The 20,857-nt window shown below is 62.7% G+C and carries 20 protein-coding genes; 9 read left to right on the plus strand and 11 right to left on the minus strand.

Annotated features, from left to right (window positions below):
• Positions 1 to 41 precede the first annotated feature (41 nt).
• Genes M2360_RS06455 through M2360_RS06470 form a run of 4 tightly spaced genes read left to right on the plus strand, consistent with a single transcriptional unit; the run spans position 42 to position 3,452 of the window.
• Positions 42 to 1,115 carry a Gfo/Idh/MocA family oxidoreductase gene (locus M2360_RS06455; protein ID WP_280773769.1) on the plus strand — a complete coding sequence of 358 codons (1,074 nt, stop codon included), beginning with the start codon at positions 42 to 44 and terminating at the stop codon, positions 1,113 to 1,115.
• Positions 1,115 to 1,936: a sugar phosphate isomerase/epimerase gene (locus tag M2360_RS06460; protein WP_280773770.1), complete on the plus strand. Its 822-nt coding sequence runs from the start codon at positions 1,115 to 1,117 to the stop codon at positions 1,934 to 1,936. The genes M2360_RS06455 and M2360_RS06460 overlap by 1 nt, the downstream gene beginning before the upstream one ends.
• A complete protein-coding gene (locus tag M2360_RS06465) occupies positions 1,933 to 2,754 on the plus strand; it encodes an alpha/beta fold hydrolase (protein ID WP_348529533.1) in 822 nt (273 codons plus the stop codon). Before M2360_RS06460 ends, M2360_RS06465 begins: the two co-directional genes overlap by 4 nt.
• A complete protein-coding gene (locus M2360_RS06470) occupies positions 2,751 to 3,452 on the plus strand; it encodes a ribulose-phosphate 3-epimerase (protein WP_280773771.1) in 702 nt (233 codons plus the stop codon). The genes M2360_RS06465 and M2360_RS06470 overlap by 4 nt, the downstream gene beginning before the upstream one ends.
• Positions 3,453 to 3,506: 54 nt before the next feature.
• On the opposite strand, the gene M2360_RS06475 is transcribed toward M2360_RS06470, so the two are convergent.
• From M2360_RS06475 to M2360_RS06495, 5 genes are all read right to left on the minus strand, one after another.
• On the minus strand, positions 3,507 to 4,295 hold the full coding sequence (locus tag M2360_RS06475; protein ID WP_280773773.1) for a DeoR/GlpR family DNA-binding transcription regulator: 789 nt from the start codon (positions 4,293 to 4,295) through the stop codon (positions 3,507 to 3,509).
• A gap of 139 nt (positions 4,296 to 4,434) precedes the next feature.
• Positions 4,435 to 5,181, minus strand: a complete 747-nt coding sequence (locus M2360_RS06480) for an ATP-binding cassette domain-containing protein (RefSeq protein ID WP_280773774.1) — start codon at positions 5,179 to 5,181, stop codon at positions 4,435 to 4,437.
• On the minus strand, positions 5,174 to 6,238 hold the full coding sequence (locus M2360_RS06485; RefSeq protein ID WP_280773775.1) for a ribose ABC transporter: 1,065 nt from the start codon (positions 6,236 to 6,238) through the stop codon (positions 5,174 to 5,176). Before M2360_RS06485 ends, M2360_RS06480 begins: the two co-directional genes overlap by 8 nt.
• A gap of 115 nt (positions 6,239 to 6,353) precedes the next feature.
• The gene (locus M2360_RS06490; protein WP_280773777.1) at positions 6,354 to 7,343 is read right to left on the minus strand and encodes an ABC transporter substrate-binding protein; all 990 of its coding nucleotides are present in this window, start codon (positions 7,341 to 7,343) and stop codon (positions 6,354 to 6,356) included.
• Between the two features lie 140 nt (positions 7,344 to 7,483).
• Positions 7,484 to 8,401 (minus strand): sugar-binding domain-containing protein, encoded by a 918-nt coding sequence (locus M2360_RS06495; RefSeq protein ID WP_280773779.1) that lies wholly within the window; start codon positions 8,399 to 8,401, stop codon positions 7,484 to 7,486.
• Between the two features lie 257 nt (positions 8,402 to 8,658).
• On the opposite strand from M2360_RS06495, the gene M2360_RS06500 reads away from it, so the two are divergent.
• Both M2360_RS06500 and M2360_RS06505 read left to right on the plus strand, forming a co-directional pair.
• Positions 8,659 to 9,576, plus strand: a complete 918-nt coding sequence (locus M2360_RS06500; protein ID WP_280773781.1) for a tagatose-bisphosphate aldolase — start codon at positions 8,659 to 8,661, stop codon at positions 9,574 to 9,576.
• Positions 9,577 to 9,587: 11 nt separating this feature from the next.
• Positions 9,588 to 11,003 carry an ROK family protein gene (locus M2360_RS06505; protein ID WP_280773782.1) on the plus strand — a complete coding sequence of 472 codons (1,416 nt, stop codon included), beginning with the start codon at positions 9,588 to 9,590 and terminating at the stop codon, positions 11,001 to 11,003.
• Between the two features lie 34 nt (positions 11,004 to 11,037).
• Here M2360_RS06505 and M2360_RS06510 read toward each other — a convergent pair whose 3' ends face one another.
• Entirely contained in the window at positions 11,038 to 12,309 is a 1,272-nt protein-coding gene (locus M2360_RS06510) for a D-tagatose-bisphosphate aldolase, class II, non-catalytic subunit (protein ID WP_280773783.1), read from the minus strand.
• On the minus strand, positions 12,306 to 13,292 hold the full coding sequence (locus M2360_RS06515; protein ID WP_280773785.1) for a sugar kinase: 987 nt from the start codon (positions 13,290 to 13,292) through the stop codon (positions 12,306 to 12,308). The genes M2360_RS06510 and M2360_RS06515 overlap by 4 nt, the downstream gene beginning before the upstream one ends.
• 245 nt (positions 13,293 to 13,537) lie before the next feature.
• Here M2360_RS06515 and M2360_RS06520 point away from each other — a divergent pair, with 245 nt between their 5' ends.
• Both M2360_RS06520 and M2360_RS06525 read left to right on the plus strand, forming a co-directional pair.
• A complete protein-coding gene (locus M2360_RS06520) occupies positions 13,538 to 14,551 on the plus strand; it encodes a LacI family DNA-binding transcriptional regulator (protein WP_280774077.1) in 1,014 nt (337 codons plus the stop codon).
• Between the two features lie 125 nt (positions 14,552 to 14,676).
• Positions 14,677 to 15,003, plus strand: coding sequence for a hypothetical protein (locus M2360_RS06525; protein ID WP_280773787.1), 327 nt, complete (start codon positions 14,677 to 14,679; stop codon positions 15,001 to 15,003).
• Between the two features lie 160 nt (positions 15,004 to 15,163).
• Here the strand turns inward: M2360_RS06525 and M2360_RS06530 are convergent, their stop codons facing one another.
• From M2360_RS06530 to M2360_RS06545, 4 genes are all read right to left on the minus strand, one after another.
• Positions 15,164 to 16,936, minus strand: coding sequence for an ATP-binding protein (locus M2360_RS06530; protein ID WP_280773788.1), 1,773 nt, complete (start codon positions 16,934 to 16,936; stop codon positions 15,164 to 15,166).
• A gap of 113 nt (positions 16,937 to 17,049) precedes the next feature.
• A complete protein-coding gene (locus M2360_RS06535) occupies positions 17,050 to 17,727 on the minus strand; it encodes a response regulator transcription factor (RefSeq protein ID WP_280773790.1) in 678 nt (225 codons plus the stop codon).
• Positions 17,728 to 17,868: 141 nt separating this feature from the next.
• A complete protein-coding gene (locus M2360_RS06540; RefSeq protein ID WP_280773792.1) occupies positions 17,869 to 18,150 on the minus strand; it encodes an EF-hand domain-containing protein in 282 nt (93 codons plus the stop codon).
• Between the two features lie 497 nt (positions 18,151 to 18,647).
• Positions 18,648 to 18,914 carry a helix-turn-helix domain-containing protein gene (locus M2360_RS06545; RefSeq protein ID WP_280773793.1) on the minus strand — a complete coding sequence of 89 codons (267 nt, stop codon included), beginning with the start codon at positions 18,912 to 18,914 and terminating at the stop codon, positions 18,648 to 18,650.
• A 77-nt stretch (positions 18,915 to 18,991) separates the two neighbouring features.
• Here M2360_RS06545 and ybaL point away from each other — a divergent pair, with 77 nt between their 5' ends.
• Entirely contained in the window at positions 18,992 to 20,803 is a 1,812-nt protein-coding gene (ybaL, locus tag M2360_RS06550) for a YbaL family putative K(+) efflux transporter (RefSeq protein WP_280773795.1), read from the plus strand.
• Positions 20,804 to 20,857 lie beyond the last annotated feature (54 nt).

Consider the following 20,857-nt stretch of genomic DNA (forward strand, 5'->3'; position numbering starts at 1 on the left):
AAGAGCGCATTTCTTTCCTGACGGATTTTTGGGAGGAAACCGTGAAGAAAGACAGCCAGCAATTGCGGGTCGGCGTATTGGGTTGCGGCCCGATCGCCCAGTTCGCGCATTTCGAATCCGCCGTGAAGGCCGCCAATTGCCGTCTCTACGCAATCTGCGACGCCGCCGAAGACCTCGCCCGCCGCATGGGCGCGACTTACGAGCCCGACAAGATCTATCTCGATTATGACGACATGCTCGCCGATCCCGAGCTTGAAGCGGTGATCATCGCCACATCGGACGCATTCCATGTGCCGGCCTCGATCAAGGCCTTGGAAGCCGGGAAACATGTTCTTTGCGAGAAGCCGATCGGCCTTTCCGTAGAGGAGGTCGAGACCCTCCAGGCCGTGGTGGAGCGCACCGGCAAGGTGCTGCAGATCGGCCATATGAAGCGCTTCGACCCCGGCATCGAGGCGGCGAAGGGCTTTATCGACCATGATATGGGTGAGCGCCTGGCGTTGAAGGCCTGGTATTGCGACAGCACGCATCGCTACACGATGACCGATGCGGTTCAGCCCCTGCCTGTTCTCAGCAAGGCGGCGCTCAAGCCCAAGGAGAATCCGAAAGCGGATCTCAAGCGCTATTACATGCTGGCGCATGGCTGCCATCTCGTCGATCTCGCCCGCTATCTCTGCGGCGAGATCAGCTGGGTGCGAGCGCGGTTGCTCGAGCGGTTCGGCGCCTATTCCTGGTTCGTCGAAACGGAATTCGCCGATGGGTCTCTGGGGCATCTCGACCTGACGGTGGCGGTGCGGATGGATTGGCACGAAGGTTTCCAGCTCTATGGCCAGAATGGCAGCGTCACCGCCAAGACCTTTAACCCCTGGTATTACCGGTCTTCCGAAGTCGAGATCTTCGACGAGCGCACGGCGACCTATCATCGCCCGCTCGGCGCGGATGGTCATTTCTACCGCCGCCAGCTCGAAGGCTTCGCCCGCGTCATTCTCGACGGCGCGCCCATGCAGGGCGCCGATATCCTCGACGGACTGGCGAGCGTCAGGGCCATGGCGGCCATTGCCCGGTCGGCCGAGAGCGGCGACAAGATCTTTGTCGGAGACATCAGGGGAGCCGTCTGATGAAGATCGGCATTTTCGCCAAAACCTTTGCCGGCGAGCGCCCGGGACCGGTCCTGTCAGCTGCCAAGGCTGCGGGCTATGACTGCGTGCAGTTCAATTTCGCCTGTTGCGGCCTGCCTCCGATGCCGGACAGTCTCGACGAGGCCGTGCTCGAAGATATCTCGGTGGCGCGCCAAACGTCCGGCGTCGAGATTTCGGCGCTCTCTGCGACCTATAATATGATCCACCCGGACAAGGCCGTTCGCGCCGAGGGCCTCGTCAGGCTCGGCGTCGCCATCCGCGCGGCAGCCGATCTCGGCATTCCCCTGGTGACTTTGTGCACCGGCACGCGGGATGCCGACAATCAATGGCGGCATCATCCTGACAATCAGACGGAGGAGGCCTGGCGGGATCTCATCAAGGAGATGGGCCGCGCCGCCACGCTGGCCGAAGCGCATGGCGTCTCCCTGGGGATCGAGCCGGAGCAGGCCAATGTGATCCGCGACGCCCATGACGCCGCACGGCTCTTCGCCGCCGTGCCCTCTGACAGGCTGAAAATCGTGCTCGACCCCGCCAATCTGTTCGAAAAGGCGAGTATGGAAGAAGCACGCGCCATCGTGGCTGCCGCGATCGACGCGCTCGGTCCCCGCATCGCCATGGCGCATGCCAAGGATCGCGACGCCGACGGCGAGTTCGTGACCGCCGGTCGCGGCGTGGTGGATTTCCCGGATATGTTTCGCCGCTTGAAGGCAGTGGGTTTCGATGGTCCTGTGGTGACCCATGGACTGTCGGAAGCGGAAGCGCCGGAGGTTTCAGACTTTCTCCGGAGCCTGGCTGTATGATGGCGGAAAAACTGACACTGGTCTCGACGCCGTCGCTCAATGTCGTGGATATCGGCTTGGGCGCGCCTGTCGTCTTCCAGCATGGTCTGGGCGGGGACAGAAACCAGATCGCCGACAGCTTTCCCGCCGATTTGCCATGCCGGCGCGTGACGGTGGAATGCCCAGGCCATGGGCTCAGCCCCTTCGATCCCAAGGGGCGTTATTCCATCGCTCGCTTTGCCGATGACGTGATCGCCACGGCGGACAGTCTCGGCCTCGAACGGTTTTCGATCGGCGGCATTTCCATGGGCGCCGCCGTCGCCCTCAACATCGCCTGCCGTTTTCCCGATCGCATCGACGCGCTCGCGCTGGTGCGTCCCGCCTGGCTGACGGCTGCGGCGCCCATCAATATGCAGCCATTCGTGGCGGTCGCCCATCATCTCCGGGCGCATGGCGCCGAGGGGCGCGACAGTTTCGCCGCCTCCCCGATCGGGCTTTATCTGGCGGAGCACGCGCCCGACAATCTCGCCTCGCTGCTCGGCTTCTTCGCCCATCCCGAACCGGATCAACTCGCCGCTCTCCTGCTGGACATCGCGCTTGATGGCCCGGGGGTGACGGAGGACAATCTTGCCGCCATCCGCGTTCCGACATTGACGGTCGGGCACGGGGTCGATGTCGTCCACCCGCTCGATTACGCGCGAAAACTCGCCTCTCTTATCCCCGGCGCGGTCTGCGCCGAAATCACGCCGAAAGCCGTGGACCGCACGGCCTATGCCGCCGAACTCAAAGGCGCGCTATCCGCGTTCTTCCGAATGACATCCAGGGATTCCCGAACATGAGCCTGAAGCCTAATTCCGACTGGTTCGAAACATTGCCGCGCGAGCGCCTGATGGCGGAATATTCGCTGTGGTCGGCCGACCTCGCCAATCTCGAAGCCGATATTCTGAGGGTCGATCAGTTCGTCGATCTCTATCACGCCGACGCTGCAGACGGCCGTTTCGCGCCGTCCTTCCTGATGTTTCCCGACCAGATCGCCCGCATCCGCAAACTCACGGCCAAGCCGATCCATGTGCATCTGATGATCGAGGGCGACATCCTGCTCAGCCAGATCCGCCAGTTTGCCGAAGCCGGCGCCGACCTGATTTCCTTCCATCCCGAGACCGGCGATGTCACCAGCGCAGGGCTGGATCTGATCGCGGAACTGGGCGTGAAAGCCGGGCTTGTCTTGCGGTTGGAAACGCCGGTGTCGGCGCTTGCGCCGCATGTCTCGCAGCTCGATTTCGTCACGCTGCTCGGCACGGCCATCGGCGTCAAGGGCCAGGGCCTGTCGGAAACCGCCTGCCCGAGGCTTCAGGAAGCCGGGGCGCTCATCGCCGCCTCCGGCCGCGACAATGCGGTTCTGGCGGCGGATGGTGGTATCCGTGAGACGACGGTTCCGCTTCTCCGCCAGGCGGGCGCGCAGACTTTGGTGATGGGCTCACTCGCCTTCAACGATCCGGATCTGCCGGCGCGCATGGCCTGGCTGCGCGCGCTATAACTTTGTTTTCACGCAATTCCAGCAAAACCGCTCCACGCTTTTGCTGGAATTGCTTTAAGCCACAATCAGCTGGGTTCCGGCCTTCTTCATCGCCTGAGCGATCGGCTCGGGCGGCCATTCATCGGTGATCACCACGCCGATCTGCGCGAAGGTTGCAATCTTGGCGAAGGCGGTGACCCCGAATTTGGAATGATCGATCAGCGCAATAGCGCGGCTGGCGATCTTGATCATCGCCGCCGTCTCCGAGGCCTCGTCGAGCCGGCCCATGGTGACGCCGGCCACTGACAATCCGGTGGCTCCGATCACGGCCGTGTCGGCGCTGATGCCGGAGACTTCCGGAAAGCCGACCGCGCCAATCGTCACCTGCGACACCGGCCAATAGACGCCGCCGAGAATATGCAGCGCCCTGACGGCATTGTCGGGCGCCACAGGCGGAATGCGGAGATTGTTGGTGATCAGCGTCAGATCACGGCGTTCGCCCAACGCTGCTGCGAAATAGCAGGTGGAGGAGCCGCCATTGACGATCAGCGTCTCGCCATTGCGAATGAGCGAGGCCGCCTTCTTGGCGATCCGCTGCTTGGCGGCGGTATAGGCGTCCATGCGGCTGCCCAGCGTGGTGTCGACGCGCACCAGCGCATCGTTGAACACGGCGCCGCCGTGGGTGCGCAGGAGAAGTCCGCGCTGTTCGAGTTGATCGAGATCGCGCCGGACCGTGTCGCGGGAGACAGAAAGCTGCTCCATCAATTCGTTGACGGTCAGTTGTCCATGCTGCCTGAGAAGATCGATGAGGCGGTTCTGCCGCACCGCCGGCAGCGCGGCGCTGGCCGCCGTCTCTTTCTGCATATCTATTCCCCTTGATGGCGCGGGATGCCCGGAGCATTCGCGCGCATTTTGCCTCATATCAAGGGCTGGTCGCCTTTGCCAAGGCTTATGGAGGACCCGACACTCGAGCCGGAGCCTCCGATATCGAAGCGCGTGGCGATCAGCCGCCGATCATCAGCTTGACGATCTCGTCATGCGTCGTCTCGGCAATCTGTCTTTCGCCGGCGACGACGCCGCGGCGCAGCACCACGATGCGGTCCGAGACGGCGAAAATGTCCTGCAGGTTATGCGAAATGAAGATCACGCCCTTGCCCTGCGCCTTCAGCGCCTTGATCAGAGAAATCACCTTGCGCTGTTCCGGCACGCCAAGGGCTGCGGTCGGCTCGTCCATGATCAGGATCTTGGCGTTCCAGTAGACGGCGCGGCCGATGGCCACCGCCTGACGCTGGCCGCCGGAGAAGTTGCTCACCGGCGCGTCCAGCCGTTTGACGTGGAAATCCAGCTTGGCCATGGTTTCCCGCGCTGCATCCGCCATCTTCCTGCGGTCGAGCGCCGGCAGGAAGCCGAACAGCTTGCGCATCGGCTCGCGGCCGAGAAAGATATTGGCGCCGATGGTGAGATTGTCGGCGAGCGCGAGATCCTGATAGATCGTTTCGATGCCAAGCGCGCGCGCCTCCTGCGGCGAGCCGAACTTCACCTCCTCGCCTTCGATCAGGATTTCGCCCGAGGTCGGCGGATAAACGCCCGAAAGCGCCTTGATCATCGTGGTCTTGCCTGCGCCGTTGTCGCCGGCAAGCGCCACGACTTCGCCGGGGCGGACCACCATGGAGCAGCCTTCGAGGGCCCGGACCGCGCCGAAATGGCGGGAGAGATTGCGAACTTCGAGAAGGGGCGTTTGACTATTCATCCTGCTTGCCTCCGCTGAACCGGCGCTGGGCCTGGTCGATCAGCACGGAAATGATGATGACGACGCCGACGGCGATGAACTGCCAGAAAGGTTCGACATCGATGAAGACGAGGCCATATTGGATCACGGCGATGACGAGCGCGCCGGCCACAGTGCCGATGATCGAGCCCGAGCCGCCGAACAAGGAGGCGCCGCCGATAACCACCGCTGCGACGGAATCGAGCAGCAGAGGCTCGCCCGCTTGCGCTGCGCCGGCGGTGAAGCGCGCCGCATAAAGCGCGCCGCCCAAGCCTGCGCACATGGCCGAGAGGACATAGAGCTTCAGGATATGCGCCTTGATGTCGATGCCGGCCCGACGCGCCGCCTGGGCATTGGCGCCGATGGCGTAGTTATGCTGGCCGAAGCGCGTCTGGCTGAGCACATAATGCATGGCCAGCACGAAGACGGCGGTGACGATGACCAGATAGGGCACGCCGAACAGACGGCCATTGCCGAGCGCCGCGAACCAGGAATTGTTGACCGGGACGGTGGTGCCGCCGGCGAGGAGGAAAGCTGCGCCGCGGGCGACGCCGAACATGCCGAGCGTGCCGATAAAGGGCGGAATCTTGAGCCTTGATATCAACAGGCCGTTGACCACGCCCGGCACTGCAGCGGCCAGAATGGCGCCGAGAATACCGAACAGCATGGCGAAGGGCAGCGGCATGTAAAGACCGGCGAGATTGGTCAGATGCGCTGCGACGACGGCGGCGAGGCCCATGATGAACCCGGTCGACAGGTCAATGCCGCCGGAAATGATGACAAAGGTCTGGCCTACTGCGATCAGCAGCGGCGCCACGGCGAAGATCGCCACCGACTGCCAATTGAACGAAGAGAAGGCGAAGGTGCCGCCGAACGAAATGCGGGACCAGATTTCGAAAATGATGATAAGAGCGGCGAGAAACAGCCAGGCCCTCAATTGGGCAATGCGCTGCAATAGCGTCTTGCCGGCTTCGGCGTGGTCGGCCTGTGGCGCGACATGTTTTTCGGCCTCGGTCGTCATGGTTGCAATATCCGTCATTGTTTTTCCCGGGTTCAGTCCCGGCGACCGGGCGAAAAGCTTCGCCCCGACGCGTCAAGCGAGGAAAAGCGGCGCCCATCGCGAAGCGTGGGCGCCGAGGCTCAGGGAGTATGGGTTATTCCGAGTAGATGAACTTGGCGACGTTCGGATCGGACAGGTTGTTCTTGTCGATCACGGTGAAGCCCGTGCCAATCGCGGTCGGCACAGAATTGCCGGTCAGATGGGCATAGGCGGCCATGACGCCGAAATAGCCGATTTCAGCGGGATGCTGGGCGATCGCCATGTCGACGAGGCCGCCATTGATATTGTCGACGATGCTGCCGGGCGCGTCGAAGGCTACGACGCGGACCTTGCCCATCTGGCCAGCCTGCTGAACGCCGTTGGCGGCGCCGAGAGCCGAGAACAGGTTGGCGCCGAACACGCCCGAGAGATCAGGGTTGCGGGCGTAAACAGCCTGCAGCTGCGACGCCGCCTTGTTGGCGTCGTTGTCGTTATACTGCGTCTCGAGCACAGTAATGCCGGGATGCTTGGCCATTTCGGCCTTGAAGCCTTCTTCGCGCTGGTCGGTGGTCGAGATGCCCGGCTTGACGTTGGACACATAGACCTTGCCCTTGTCGCCGATGGCAGTCGCCAAAGCGCGGGCTGCGATGGCGCCGCCGAGCACATTGTCGGAGGCGACATAGGAAATCGGGAAGTCGGCGTCGCCGGCGCCGGTCTGGTACTGGCCGGTGCCGATGAAGGTGTCGACGGTGATCACCGGAATGCCGGCTTCGGCGGCCTTTTTCAGCGGCTGCACGAGCTGGGTCTTGTCGGTCGGCGCAATCAGGATCGCGTCAGGCTTCTTGCCGATCACGGCGTCGAGCACCGGAACCTGGGTGACCGGGTTGAAATCCGGCGCGCCCTGGAAAACGAGTTCGGCGCCCACAGCCTTGGCGGCGGCTTCCGCGCCCTTGCGCATGGTGATGTAGAAGGCGTCCGTGGTCAGGCCCGGAATGAGGGCGATGGTAAATTTCTTGTCTTGCGCGCCTGCGCTGCCTGCCGAAAGCGCAACCGCTCCCGCCATTGCGAGCGCACCGGCCGTCTTGAAAAATGAACGACGCTCCATAGTCTCCTCCTCGAGATGTGCGTGTTGGGATAGCCCGACCCAATCCTCCTTGGGATCGTGCATGCCCCATATTCACGCTCGTTCAGAGCTGGCGTCAAGTGAAATATTTTCCTGAAAGATATTTCGTGCGTTTTTTTGCGTTAATCCGGAGTGCGCTCGCTGCTGATGAGGTCGATGACCGCCTGCGCCGTCGTCGTGTCCGTGACCAGCGCATTGATCATGCCGGATCTGACAGCGCCGATGACGCCAGCCGCCTTTTCAGGGGATGCGGCCACGCCGATGGAAAGCGGGGTCCGGCGCAGCTGTTCCGGGCTTGCCGCGATCATCCGCTCCTCGCCATCCCAGGGCAGCAACTGACCGTCGAGGCTCACATAATGGCGAATCACATCGCCTGCTGCGCCGATCAGAGCCTTTTCGCTGGCGGTTGCGGCGCTCGCTTCGGTGGGCTGCGGCGCATGCGTCAATCCGACGCCGACGATCGCGCAATCGAGTCTGTCCCACAGGGCGATGGTCTGACGCACCGAGGGATCCGCAAGGAAGGCGTCGCGTAGTTCGAGCGAGGAGAGATAGGGCGCGTGCAGGAAATGCGGCTGTCCGCCGATCTGCTCGGCGGCGGAACGCACGAATTCATTGATCTGGAAATGAGGAGCCGCTTGTTGCATGCCCCCATTCAACGGTACGACTTGCGCATCGCCGAGCGGCGGCAGACCGGCCAGCACCACTTCGCGGACCGCTCTTCCCCATCCCAGACCGATCACCGCACCGTTGCCGAAACCGGACGCCCTGAGAAGGCCGCCCAACGGTTCCGCCAGCGCGCCGAGCACACCGCTTTGCGGCGTGTCGATCACGGCGGCGACTTTCAGTCCCAAGGCCGCGACCAATTCAGCGGTGATTTCCTCCGGCGACACCAGATCGATGACTTCGATGCGGACAAGGCCCACGGACCGGGCCTTCTGCAGCATGCGGGAGACGGTGGCCGTGGACATGCCGAGTTTCCGCGCAATGTCGATCTGCGACATGTCGGAGACATAATGCAGCTTGGCCACCATATGCAGCATGGCGCGGGTCGCCGGCGTTTCCTGAGCAGGTTGGGGAGGCAGCTTGCAATTCCTTTCAGAAACGTGTTACACGATTGCTGGAGGAGTTATCGCCGAAAACCGTCAGTTTAGCAACGCCAGGAAAGTCGCTGTTTTCAGCGATGAGGGTCGGAAATCAGAGAATTTCCGCCGATGGCTGTTTGTTGCCTGTGGTTTTCCGGGGTGATCGACCGGAAATGCTGAAATTGCGGGCATGGACCCGCCATGGGAGAGAGATGATGAGCATGATGACGACGGCCGAACTGCGCGGCTACCAGCAGATTTGCGGCGACAATGGCGCGATGATGGTAATTGCCTGCGACCAGCGCGGCGGCATGCGGCAATTGCTGGCGGATGATCCCGAAGCGCAGGCCAAGATCGGCAATGACGTGCTCGGCGACACCAAGGCCGACATCACCCGCTATCTGGCTTCAGAAGCGGGCTGCGTGCTGGTCGATCCTGTTTGCGCCGTGCCGCATCTTGTCGACAACTGGGTCCTGCCGCGCACCACCGCGCTGCTGATCGGCCTGGACGCATCGGGATGGGATGTGTCGCCCGAGGGCTACCGCATCTCCAAGGTCTGCGAAGGCGTCAATGCCCGCAAGGTGCGCGAACTTGGCGGCACGGGTGGCAAGATCATGGTCTATCTCCGTTCTGACAAGCCCGAGGCCAACACCCGCAATCTCGAAATCCTGAAGGATTGCATCGATGATTTCGCGCGTGAAGAGCTGTTCCTCGTCGTCGAATTCCTGACCTATCGGCTCGAAGACGAAAGCAAGGAAGCCTATGAGGCGATCTTTTCGCAGCTCATTCTCGATGGCTGCAAATTGAGCCTCGATCTTGGCGCCAAAGTGCTGAAGATCCCCTATCCGGGTTCGGATGACGCCTGCGCCGCCGTCTCCAAGCTTTGCGGCGATACGCCCTGGGCCGTGCTGTCGGCCGGCGTCGATCATTCCACTTTCCTCGTGCAGGTGGAAAGCGCGATGAAGCATGGCGCTTCCGGCGTGATCGCCGGCCGTTCCCTGTGGAAGGACTGCATTTCGCTCGATCGTTCCGTCACCAAATCCCGCCTGCAGGAGATCGCTGTGCCCCGCCTGCGCGAGATCCAGGCGATCATCGACCGCTACGCCAGCGTCCTGCGCCGCCAGGCGGCGTGACGGAGGCCAGCATGGCGGATGAGGCTATCGGCCTTGACATCGGCGGCACGCGCATGCGCGCCGCCCGGATCAGCGCGGACGGAGTGATCCTCGACAAGAAAATCGTCGAGGGTTGCCGCGAACCGGGCCGCGCGCTCGACATGTTCTGCGAACTCATTCGCGAGTTCGACGGACCCAATGTGCGCGCGATCGGCATTGGAGTGCCGGGACGGGTCGACGCCCGGAGCGGCGCGGTGCTCTCAGGCGGCTTTCTCGATCTTTCCAGCGTCGATGTGAAGGGCCGGATCGAACGGGACTTCGGCCGCCCCGTTCGCATCGAGAATGATTGCTCGATGGCGCTCATCGCCGAAGCCCGGGTCGGCGCGGCCAAAGGGCTCGCCAATGTGGTGATGCTGACGATCGGCACCGGCATCGGCGGCGCGGCGATGCTGGACGGCCGCATCGTCAACGGCAAGCAGGCCGCTGGCCAACTCGGCCATGTCGTGGTGCAGGCCGATGGTCCGGTTTGCGTCTGCGGACAGGCCGGTTGCGTGGAGCTCTACTCCTCGGGCACCGCGCTTGGAAGGCTGACGGCGGAAGCCGGGTTGCCGTCCGGTCTGCGCTGTGAGGAGATTCTGGAAAAAGCGGCATCCGGCGAGGAGCCTCATCGCGCCTTGCTCGAACGTTGGGCCAAGCCTTTGCGAGCGGCGATCAACACGCTGTCGGCAACGTTCGATCCTGATGTGTTGCTGCTCGGCGGCGGGCTTGGGGGATGCGCGGTCGGCGCGCTGGATTTCGCGCCTGCGATCGGCCGATGGTATCAGACGCCGGTCCGGGCCGCAGCGCTCGGCGATGACGCCGGCATGATCGGCGCGGGGCTTGCCGCGCTCGAGCTTGCCGGACCGCGCCGCATGGGCAAGAAGGTCGTGCTCGTCAACGGCGTGCCGGCCTCCGGCAAAAGTCGGGTTGCCTCGAGGATCGCGGAACGGCTTGGCTGGCAGATGCTGTCGCTCGACATGATCAAGAACCCGTTCCTCGCCGAACTCGACGATGTCGATCGCCTGTTCAATCGCAGGCTCGGCAAAGCGAGTTACCGGGCGATCTGGGATGTCGTTGCGGCTGCGCCGCCGGGGTCTGGCTTCGTCATCGACGCCTGGTTCGGCTTCCAGCCGCTAGAACAGCTCGATGACTATCTTGCGTCGTCGGGCGTGGACGGGCTTGCCGAACTCTGGTGTTCGGCGCCGCCAGAGGTTATCGGCGAACGATACCGCGCGCGGTTGTCTGATCGTCTGCCCGGACATCCCGGCGAAAGCTATGTGCCTGAGTTGATCGACTTGGCGCGGCGCGCGGAGCCCACAGGGCGGGCTCCGTCGCTGGCGATCGACACCACGGCGCCGCTTGACGAGGCGAAGACGTTGATGTGGCTGGATGAAACCCTGAAAAAGTGATCTGGGGCCGCCGTCAGGGCGGCCTCCACCCGCTTCAAGCCGGATCGCCTGCCGCGGCATCATAAAGGCTCACCACCTGATCCACCGCAGCGATGAGAATGTCTTCCATCGCCTGCGATGCGAGGGACGGCGGCAAAGTCGGAAGATATTGGTGGAACAGGGTTTCCGGGATCGTCCGGCCCGCCAGCGCTTCCTTAAGATCTTTGACCGCTGCTTGGGCTTCGGGCCGGTTCCAGTAATAGCGGATGCGGTCGCTGTAGCTGTAGTGGCGCTGAAGCGCGAGCTCTCCCTCGTTGCCGTGATAATGCCCGCGCCAATCCCTGGGATCGGCGGTCAGCAGCGCTTCCATCCGGTCGCGCAGGCGCCGGCCGCCATAGTTGGCAACGAGTTCTGCCGCGATCATGTCCAGCCCGTAGAGCGCTTCGCGATAGGCGAAGGTCAGCCAGGGGCCGACTTTCAGGATCGGAAAACCGTCTAGGACGAGGTCCCTCAACGCCTGCCCGGATTGATAGTCGGTCGAATGGGCTTCAAACACCAGATCGGGGTGATTGTTCAGCACGGCGGCGAGGTTTGCTGCTTTCTCCCGGTCATAGGCGATGACATTGTCGCTGCCGAATTCGACGCCGGGTTGGACGACAAAAGCGATGACGCGCGAAAAAGCGTCGGTCAATCCGGCTTTCTCAAACAATTCCCGATGATAGGCGATGGTTGCCTCGGCAGCCTCTGGACGGGTCGGCTCGACGCTGTCGAGAACATGGTCGGCGCCGCCGGGGACCGGCACTTCGGTGCCAAGCACGTAAAGCGGCTTCGGCAAACCCAAACGAGCGGCGGCGGTTTCCGCCACCGCGCAGAGGCGCGCAGCTCGTTCGGCGATCACGCTTTCGGCAAGCGCTGCCGGCTCGCCCGCGCAGGCCATTGACGTATCCAGATGCAGCTTGCTGAAGCCGGCCGCGACATAGGCCTCGACCATAGCCTCCGCCTTGGCCATGGCGACCGAAGGCTCCTCGCCGCGCCAGGGATTGGGACCCAGATGATCGCCGCCGAGAATGACCTGTTCGAAGGCCAGTCCTTCCTCGCGGCAGATGTTTTCGACGAAGGCGCGGAAATCGGCGGGCGTCATGCCGGTATAGCCGCCCAGATGATTGACCTGATTGCAGGTGGCCTCGATCAGAACCTTTCTATCGCACTTTTTCGCCCGGCGAATGGCGGCGTGCAGCACGCTGGGGTGAGCGGAACAGATCGAGGCGATGCCGAAGGGGCGGCTATGACGCCGGGCCTCGGCCAGTTGCAGCAGAAGCGCGCTCATGAGTTATTCCGACTTTCCTGGCTGGCGATGAAAGCATCAAGTTCGGCGAAGCTGCAGGTTCCTTCCATCGGCCCGCGCCGCGTAACTGTTAGAGCTCCGGCTGCATTGGCGTAGCGCAGCGATTGCTCCGCCGTCAGGCCCTTGCGGCGGCAGGTGAGGTAGGTCGCGCCGAAGCAATCGCCGGCGCCGGTCGGGTCCAGTTCTTCGACGACAAAGGCCGCGCGATCGATACGTTCTTGAACAGAGAAGACGCTCGCGCCCTCCTCGCCGCGCTTGACCACGATCTCGGTCGCGCCCCGCGCCAGAAGCGTTTCGATCGCTTTGTTCTCGTCAGCGACGCCAGCGGCCATGAACAATTCCTCGCCAGACGGCAGCAGAAGATCGGCTTCGGCCAGCACCGCGTCCAGCGCCTCGGACCCTTGCCCGCCGCTCAGCAGTTCCTTTCGGACATTCGGATCGAGGGAGACGGAACCGCCCCTGCCCTTCACGACCCGAAGGGCTTCGAGAACGATCGGGCCAATGCCGGGAATGGCGAAGGCAGACCCCATGACATGCAGATGCCCGGCGCGGGAGATCAGAGATTTGGCCGCTTCCGTCATGGCGACATGGCCGGCGGCGGAGCGGGCGATGTTGAACACGAAGTCGCGCGAGCCATCCTCACGGTAGCGCACAAAGGCTGAGCCGGTGGTCTGGTCGGGTAGCACAGCGATGGCCGAGACATCCGCGCCGTCTGCCTCCAGTCGCTGGATGTTCAGCCAGCCGAAATCATCGTCGCCAACAGCGGCGATGATGCCGCAGGCGCCACCGAGTTTGGCGACCTGGTCGATGAAGATCGCCGGCGCGCCGCTTGGAAACGGCCCGATCAATGTCTGTGGCGCCCGGAACCCCTCCCCTATTGTCGTCGCCATGATCTCCACCAGGATTTCGCCGATGGTGATCGTTGGCCCGAGAGCCTCGTCCGCAATGCCAGATACTGTGCTCAAAGCCTGCCTCCCATGCCGGATGAGCGAAATGTCCGGGCATCTAAAGCCTGGCGTCTCGTGAGGTCAATCAAAATTTACGCGCGTAAATATATTGATGTGTGGTCCAGGGCGCCTGGACTGCAAGACGCAGGGCCTTGAGGGAGTGGAGGCGTTGAAAAAAACTGGACATGCGCCAAGTGAGCGCATTAGTTTCTGCGCAACGGGATGAAAATCAGGAAGACATTTTGGCCGAGTCCATCAAGACCATGGAGGAGTTTTCCCGCTTTGTCGGCCTGTCCCGGCCGACCGTGTCGAAATTTTTCCATGACCCCGCTTCGGTCCGGAAGACGACGCGGGCGAAGATCGAACAGGCGCTGGCCAAATCCGGCTTCAAGCCGAACCTGTTCGCCGTCAATCTCAACCGCCGGCGCAGCAATATCCTCGGCGTTATCATACCCAATGCATTGGATCCATTTTTCATGGCGCTCGCGCGACAGATCGAGCGGGTTGCGGCTGACGCCGGTTTCCTGTCCTTCATCCTGTCGTCGGATGGCCGCATCGAAAAGCAGGAAGAGGCGATTGCGACGCTCTCGTCGCTCAATGTCGCCGGCGCCATCGTCGCGCCCACGGGGCATGGCGGCAGCGGCAAGGCGCTGGAAAAGCTGCGGCGCGCCATTCCCGTGGTGCATGTCGATGCGCCGCCGGACCCCGATGCAGCTTTTGTCGGAACCGACAATCGCAAGAGCTTCGGACTGATCGTCGATTATCTCTGCCGGAGCGGCGAAGCGCCCGCCTTTTTCGGCATGCCCCGCGTCAATGTGAACGCTGATGATCGCCGCGACGCCTATATCGAGGCGATGACGGCGCAGGGAAGGACGCCTGTTCTCGTCGATTTGCCCGCGCAGACCACCTGGGATTTCGAACAGTTCGGCTTTGATCAGGCGACCGAAATCTTGAGTCGGCAGGGCTTTCCCAGCCGCACGCTGGTCTGCGCCAATGACCGTATCGCCTTTGGCGTGGTCTCCGCAGCCTGGCGGCATGGGCTCAAGATCGGCCATGGTCCGGGCTTCGATCTCCGGATCGCCGGTCATGACGACCATCCGCTGTCCCGTTACACTTGTCCGCCGCTGACGACGGTGGCGCAGGACTATGGACAGATCGGCTCTCTTGCGATCGCGCTTCTCTTGAAAAAGCTCGGTGAGGCTGATGGTGATGACATCAGACTGTCGCGTGACAGAATCCTTCTGGATGGCGCGCTGATGCTGAGGCAATCGGCCTGAGCCTTTCATCATTGCGCTGACTCCCCCCATGTTCATGGCATTCACCCAGCGTGATGGTCCAGGCAATGTCGCCTGCGGAAACAGACCGGGCGCTGCCGCGCTTCGGCGTTATTGGAGGCATGAACATGAAACGGATTGGCGCCATGGCGGGAACTGCCGCCCTCTTCGCCTTGTCCACTCTGGCGGGTGGACTGTTGAATTTTTCCCTGCCGCAGCAGGCCGAGGCGGTCGTCTATTGCAAGGCGGTCGGCGTCCCGAAGGGATGCGTCGTCAGGCCGGCTCCAGCGGCGATCTATTGCACCCGGCCCGGTTATCCCGTCGGCTGCGTGGGGCGTCCGGGCGCTGCGGCGGTCCGTTGCACGCGGCCGGGGTTCCCAGCGGGTTGCGCTGCGGGGCGCGTTCGGTCGCCGGTCAATCGCGGCGGTCCCGTCAATCGCGTCGGCGTGCGCTGAGGCGACTTGTCATGCGGGATCTGCCGTTCCAGGTCCCGTTACCGGCGGGCCGTCCCTGCCGGGCTGCCGGCGCCGAAAGGACGCGCTCCGCCTCTGGCTGCGATGGAGTCCCCCACCTCCACGCCGGCAGTTGCCCTTTCTTGAGAACCCGCGTGCTCGATCAGGCCGGTGACGGCTCGTGGGGAAAACTCTCGGGCAGTGCGAGGTCGACAGAGACGCCGTAGACGTCGCTCTCGATCGTCAGCGTCGCGCCACAGAGCGCGGCGCGCTTTCGCATGTTTGCGAGGCCGAATTTGCCCGGCGGGTTGGATTGAGCCTCGCCGAACCCCCGCCCATCGTCGCGCACCGTGATGTGGATTTTGGCCCGCTCCCCGTCTTTCTCTTCGGTGCGAAGGATGATCGAAATCGTCGCGGCGCCCGAATGGCGCACCGCATTGGTGACCGCTTCATCGAGAAGGCGCATGATCTGGATCATGTGCCAGGGACGGAGGTCGGGGAAAGTCAGATCCGAAGGTTTTGCCCGCACCTGCCAATCGAGCGCAATGCCATGCACCCTCAGATGCTGGGCGGTCCGTTCTCGCCATGAGGCGAGCGCCAGCAGAAGGTCGCCTTCGACATCCTCCATCGCATCGATCACGAGTCTCAGATCGCGCAGCGCCGCCCGGGCGGCCTCTCCCGTCGGCGCTGCCCCCTCGTGATCCTGTTCGCTGAGCGCCACGATCCGGACGAGTTGTCCGCCCAAACCATCGTGCAGGTCGCGCATCAGTCTTTCACGTTCGGCGGATAGCGCCTCGGCGCGCTTGCGCGCCTCCTCGCGGGCGAAGCTCTGTTTCAGTTTCTCCTCGGCCTCGGCGATCTTCACGATCAGTTGCTGGGCGAAGCCGTCGATCTTGCGCAGCGCCTGGACGAAACGCGCCGCGAGCAGGATGCCGCAAGCGATCAACATGGCGGAATAGGCTTGGACCGAGAAGTAATATTTCGGTCCAGGCAACAGACTGAGCAGCGTCGCCCCATCATGCAGAACGGCGACCAAGATGATCGTCATCGCCGAGCCGAAAATGAATGTCTCCCGGCCTCCACTGTTGATCGCGGCATGCGCCAGGAGCACCGCGATGATCGAGGCATGGACAAGAACAGTGGGCGGGCCGAGGAGCAGGAATGTGAATTTTGTCGCAGTGTCTCCACCGACCAGAGATAAAAGCGGAATCAGAAGGCCGGGTAGAAAGAGCAAAGCCTGCCAACCGGGCTGCCTGCGGCCGAGAAAGGCATAGGCGAAGGAGACGAACAGCGCGCTTTCAAACACGGCGAGCATGCCGATATAGGGCAAAACGGCTGCGGAATTGTAGTCGAGAAAGGCAAGCCGACCGGCGCCCACCAGCAGCGCCAGCGTCAGGAAGCCATAGTCGTATTCGCGCGGCCGGCTAGCCCAGATCATCGCAAGGATCAGGCCGAGCAGGACGCGCCAGGCCGAAAAGATTTGCGGCAGGACCACGAACAGCTTGGTCCTCTGGTTGAAGGCGGGCCGAAGCTCTGCTTCCGGCCCGACATAGACGGCTTCGAGATGTTTGGAGATGGGCGGATCGGCCCGCACCAGGATATCGAGTTGATTTTGTCCTCTCTTCAGCGCTACGGACGGGATCGTTGCGATCAGCGGCAGATTGAGCTGCGCCCTGCCCGCCCCCAGGCCCACGCCGCTATTGCCGATCTCGTTGCCGTTGACCAGCACCTCCGCGTCAACGAGAAATCGGGGCAGGAAAACCGCCCAGGCGCCGCCGCCGGGCGCATAAGTGAAGACGGCGCGATAGCGGATTTCCGCCTCGTCGCCTTTCGGCGAGGAAAAATCAGGCAAGGTGACGGTCTGCGCCCCGCCACCCGAAGAAATGCGCGTCACCGGGTTCAGCACAAATTTCTGAGGCGGAGATGGCAGGGGCATGCTCAAGCAAACCATCGCAATGAGCGCGACCAACATCTGCAAACCGAGATAGAGCGCCGCGCTGCGGAGGCGGTTCGGTCCTTGTTTGACGCTCGCTTCGCCCGCGCCGGGGATCATAGCTTGATCAGGCCCTGCTGCACGGCTTCGAACACCGCCTCCCCACGCGTATTGACCTCCAGCTTGCGATATATGTTTTTGATGTGGCCGGGCACGGTCTGGCGCGAAATGCCGAGGTGATCGGCGATGTCGGAATAGCTGAAGCCCTTGGCGATGCCCCAGAGGATGTCGATTTCGCGTGGCGTCAGTCTGGCTGTGTTGAGCGGCAGCGGCGTCTTACGGCCAGAACCCTGAGAATGCCGGACGATGAAGCGGGCGATTGAGGCCGAGATCGGGGAATGCCCCCTGACCAGATCACGCACGGTGGCCACGACATCCGCCGGGAAAGCGTCTTTCAGGAGATAGCCATTGGCGCCCGAAGTGATGGCGGCGATGACGCTTTCCTCATCGCCGAGGATTGAAATCACCATGATTTCCGCGTCCGGGAACTTTGCCCTGACTGCACGGATGATCTCGATGCCGCTGCCGTCGGGAAGCCGGAGATCGCTGAGCAGGACCCTGACCGGGTTTGCGGCCAGGTGGGATTTGGCCTCCGCCAGTGTGCCGGCCTCTTCCACCAAAAATTCAGTGGCAGTGCGCAAGGCGTCGCAGACACGCCAGCGCACCACCGCGTCATCCTCGACCACGAGAACCCGGATCCTGTCCTGGTCATTTTCCCGCTTCGATCCGCTCATTCTCGTTCCCCGCTGCCGCGTCCGCAGTTTTGCAGCCGACTGCCATATGCGCCGTCGTTCCCGCCAGTCCTCGGCAATCTGTGGCGTCATCAAGAGAGAGGGAACTGAGGTGATCGTCAAGCACTGCGCCTGGCCTTCCGTTTACCGCATCGCGGCGATTTCGTTTTTGGTGACGAGGCCGTCCTTGTTCTTGTCGATCCGGGCGAAGGCTTTGGCGTAGAACTGGTTGGCTTGGATCTTTTTGGCGTTCGGTTTGCCTGCCTCTGCTGCTGCGTCGATGAAGCCGGTGAATTCAGTCAGGTCGAGGCCGCCGTCGCCATTGACGTCAACCTTGGCGAAGACTTCCTGCGCTTGCGCGGCGACCGGACCGGTGATGAGGCCAGCGGCAAACAGGACGGCGAGAACGGCAATAGTCTTGGACATAAGAGGCTCCTGGGCTGTCGTCTTGATTGACGGTTGTTCGGTGGGAGGATCGTGCTCGATCTCCTGACGTCAGACTTAGCCCGAGCTGTTGTTCGCCGCATGCCATGAACATGGTGGCACCTGTTTCAGCAGAAACAGGCCGCATTCGCGCGCCATGACACGACAGCCCTATAACGCCGGGTTCGGACGAGCCGGCACGCGATACGGGGACCCGAGCAGGACTTCGCGATCCGGGGTTTGAAAACACGAAGCGATCAAGACGACGGAATAGCGAGCGGATGCAGCAGAAACGATCATCAATGGCGACCGGCTGACTGGCGACTCTGGCAAGACTGTGTTCATATTCGTCTCCACCATGGACGCTGGCGCCGAAATGACCGCTGGCCATCACGGCCAGGATCGTCCGTCGATGCGATCCACTTTGACATCACCGCCAGAAGACATTCCTTTTCGAAAGCGTGGTCGCGGATATCTGAACGATGTCGTCGATCTTGAGATCAGGGTTCGCTCGCGCTCCGTATCGTCAACAAGATGCGCATTTCGCGCTCATCCGACCTCAGGCTGACGCCTTCTTGCTCAAAGGCTTGGCGTAATTGCGCCTCTGTCGCGCGGTGGAGGTCATGTCGCCCTCCTTCGAAATCTCGGATCGTGCTGCGCGACACCTGCGCCCGCTCGGCGAGATCGGCTTGCGTCCAATCCAGCATTCCACGCGCGCCTCTGCAAAGCGCTGGTGTCAAAAGAGTTGATTTCTGCTCTTGATTCATCCGAATATTCAACCATATTGGTCAGTATTGCCCATATGTAACATCTTTTTGCGTTATTTCCAGATGGAGGACATCTTATGCATCACGCGACCCCGCTGATTTCGACACTTGTGGCGGGGTTTGTGTTCGCCTTTATCCTGGGCGCATTGGCAAACCGGCTGAAATTGCCGCCCCTCGTGGGCTATCTGGTCGCGGGCATTCTGGTGGGACCGCATACACCTGGCTTTGTCGCCGACCAGAGCCTCGGGGCGGAACTCGCCGAGATCGGTGTGATCCTGTTGATGTTCGGGGTCGGCCTGCATTTTTCGCTCAAGGATCTCCTGTCGGTGCGGATGATCGCCGTGCCTGGCGCCATAGTGCAGATCGGCTTTGCGACGCTGCTCGGCTGGGGATTGGGCGCGCTGATGGGCTGGCCGCTCGGCGGCAGCCTGGTCTTTGGCCTGGCGCTCTCGGTCGCCTCGACTGTTGTACTCCTCAAGGCACTTCAGGAGCGCCGGCTGGTGGACAGCGATCGCGGACGCATCGCGGTCGGCTGGCTCATCGTCGAGGATCTGGCCATGGTGTTGGCGTTGGTGCTGATCCCGGCGGCGGCCGGCGTTGTCGGCGGCGCGGGCGCTGCGGAGCAATCGCATGACTCCCTCGCAATTATGCTCAGCGAAGCGTTGAACTTTGACCTCGGCATCGGCGCGGTGATCATGATCACGCTTGTCAAAGTTGCAGCCTTCGTCGCCTTCATGCTGGTGGTCGGACGTCGGGTCATCCCTGCTATTCTGCACCGCATCGCCCATACCGGATCGCGTGAACTTTTCCGCCTCGGCGTGCTGGCCATCGCGCTCGGCGTCGCTTTCGGCGCGGCTAAACTGTTCGGCGTATCGCTCGCGCTTGGGGCCTTTTTCGCGGGCATGGTCCTGTCGGAAAGCGAACTCAGCCATCGCGCTGCTCAGGAAAGCCTGCCTTTGCGCGACGCCTTCGCCGTTTTGTTCTTTGTTTCCGTGGGTATGTTGTTCAATCCGGCGATCGTGCTGGAGCAGCCGCTGCCGTTGTTTGCGACCGTGCTGATCATCGTGCTTTGCAAATCCCTCGCCGCTTTCGCGATCGTGGTCGCCTTCGGGCGCGGAGCGGGCACTGCGCTGACGATTTCGGCCAGTCTTGCGCAGATCGGCGAATTCTCCTTTATCCTGGCCGAACTTGGCGTCGGGCTCAATTTGTTGCCGACAGAGGGGCGCGACCTCATTCTGGCCGGCGCCATTATCTCCATCATTCTCAATCCGCTGGTGTTCTTCCTATGCGACCGGCTTCGTCCAGCAGTCGAGGCGCGTGTGTTGCGTGCCAGCCCTGCCGCCTCTGCAGCCGCCAAAGTGGCTGACCAACAGATCGAGCCAACGCCTGTCGAGGCCGAGGTGGAGGCTGCTGACATCCAGCCGACCTCTCTCGTCGATCATGCCGTGCTGGTCGGTTACGGCAGGGTCGGCAGCCGTATCGGCGCAGCCTTGAAGGAGAGCGGTCAGCCATTCCTGGTCATCGAAGACGGAGAGAGCCGCATCCGCGCGCTTGGCGAGGCCGGCATCGAGGTCATTGTCGGCAATGCCGCCTCACCCAGCGTCCTGGGGCTCGCCAATCTGGCGGCGGCGCGCACCGTGCTCGTCGCCATTCCCAACGCCTTTGAAGCCGGTCAGGTGGTGGCAAACGCCCGCGCCGCCAATCCCGCAGCCCGTATTCTCTGCCGGGCGCATTCCGATGAAGAGGTCGCCCATCTCACCCAGCTCGGGGCCGACGAGGTTATCATGGGCGAAAACGAAATCGCCCGCGGCATGATCGAGCGAATGGCCCCCTCCCCTGCCCCGGCGACGCCGGTCGAGACGCCGGAGAAGATGTCCGACGCCGGGTGAACGGCTCGGACATGAAAAAGAGCGCCTCCGGAAACCCGACGCAGGCGCCCAATT

This window comes from Rhizobium sp. SG_E_25_P2, from assembly GCF_029892285.1.
In the GTDB taxonomy this organism is placed as follows: domain Bacteria; phylum Pseudomonadota; class Alphaproteobacteria; order Rhizobiales; family Rhizobiaceae; genus Rhizobium_E.

Coding starts and splice junctions, on each gene's coding strand:
- M2360_RS06535 (WP_280773790.1), bottom strand. CDS start 17,727: ATGAGCGGATCGAAGCGGGAAAATGACCAGGACAGGATCCGGGTTCTC.
- M2360_RS06505 (WP_280773782.1), top strand. CDS start 9,588: ATGGCGGATGAGGCTATCGGCCTTGACATCGGCGGCACGCGCATGCGC.
- M2360_RS06520 (WP_280774077.1), top strand. CDS start 13,538: ATGGAGGAGTTTTCCCGCTTTGTCGGCCTGTCCCGGCCGACCGTGTCG.
- M2360_RS06470 (WP_280773771.1), top strand. CDS start 2,751: ATGAGCCTGAAGCCTAATTCCGACTGGTTCGAAACATTGCCGCGCGAG.
- M2360_RS06485 (WP_280773775.1), bottom strand. CDS start 6,238: ATGACGGATATTGCAACCATGACGACCGAGGCCGAAAAACATGTCGCG.
- M2360_RS06540 (WP_280773792.1), bottom strand. CDS start 18,150: ATGTCCAAGACTATTGCCGTTCTCGCCGTCCTGTTTGCCGCTGGCCTC.
- M2360_RS06495 (WP_280773779.1), bottom strand. CDS start 8,401: ATGCTGCATATGGTGGCCAAGCTGCATTATGTCTCCGACATGTCGCAG.
- M2360_RS06465 (WP_348529533.1), top strand. CDS start 1,933: ATGATGGCGGAAAAACTGACACTGGTCTCGACGCCGTCGCTCAATGTC.
- M2360_RS06480 (WP_280773774.1), bottom strand. CDS start 5,181: ATGAATAGTCAAACGCCCCTTCTCGAAGTTCGCAATCTCTCCCGCCAT.
- M2360_RS06460 (WP_280773770.1), top strand. CDS start 1,115: ATGAAGATCGGCATTTTCGCCAAAACCTTTGCCGGCGAGCGCCCGGGA.
- M2360_RS06510 (WP_280773783.1), bottom strand. CDS start 12,309: ATGAGCGCGCTTCTGCTGCAACTGGCCGAGGCCCGGCGTCATAGCCGC.
- ybaL (WP_280773795.1), top strand. CDS start 18,992: ATGCATCACGCGACCCCGCTGATTTCGACACTTGTGGCGGGGTTTGTG.
- M2360_RS06530 (WP_280773788.1), bottom strand. CDS start 16,936: ATGCCCCTGCCATCTCCGCCTCAGAAATTTGTGCTGAACCCGGTGACG.
- M2360_RS06525 (WP_280773787.1), top strand. CDS start 14,677: ATGAAACGGATTGGCGCCATGGCGGGAACTGCCGCCCTCTTCGCCTTG.
- M2360_RS06545 (WP_280773793.1), bottom strand. CDS start 18,914: ATGAATCAAGAGCAGAAATCAACTCTTTTGACACCAGCGCTTTGCAGA.
- M2360_RS06475 (WP_280773773.1), bottom strand. CDS start 4,295: ATGCAGAAAGAGACGGCGGCCAGCGCCGCGCTGCCGGCGGTGCGGCAG.
- M2360_RS06490 (WP_280773777.1), bottom strand. CDS start 7,343: ATGGAGCGTCGTTCATTTTTCAAGACGGCCGGTGCGCTCGCAATGGCG.
- M2360_RS06500 (WP_280773781.1), top strand. CDS start 8,659: ATGAGCATGATGACGACGGCCGAACTGCGCGGCTACCAGCAGATTTGC.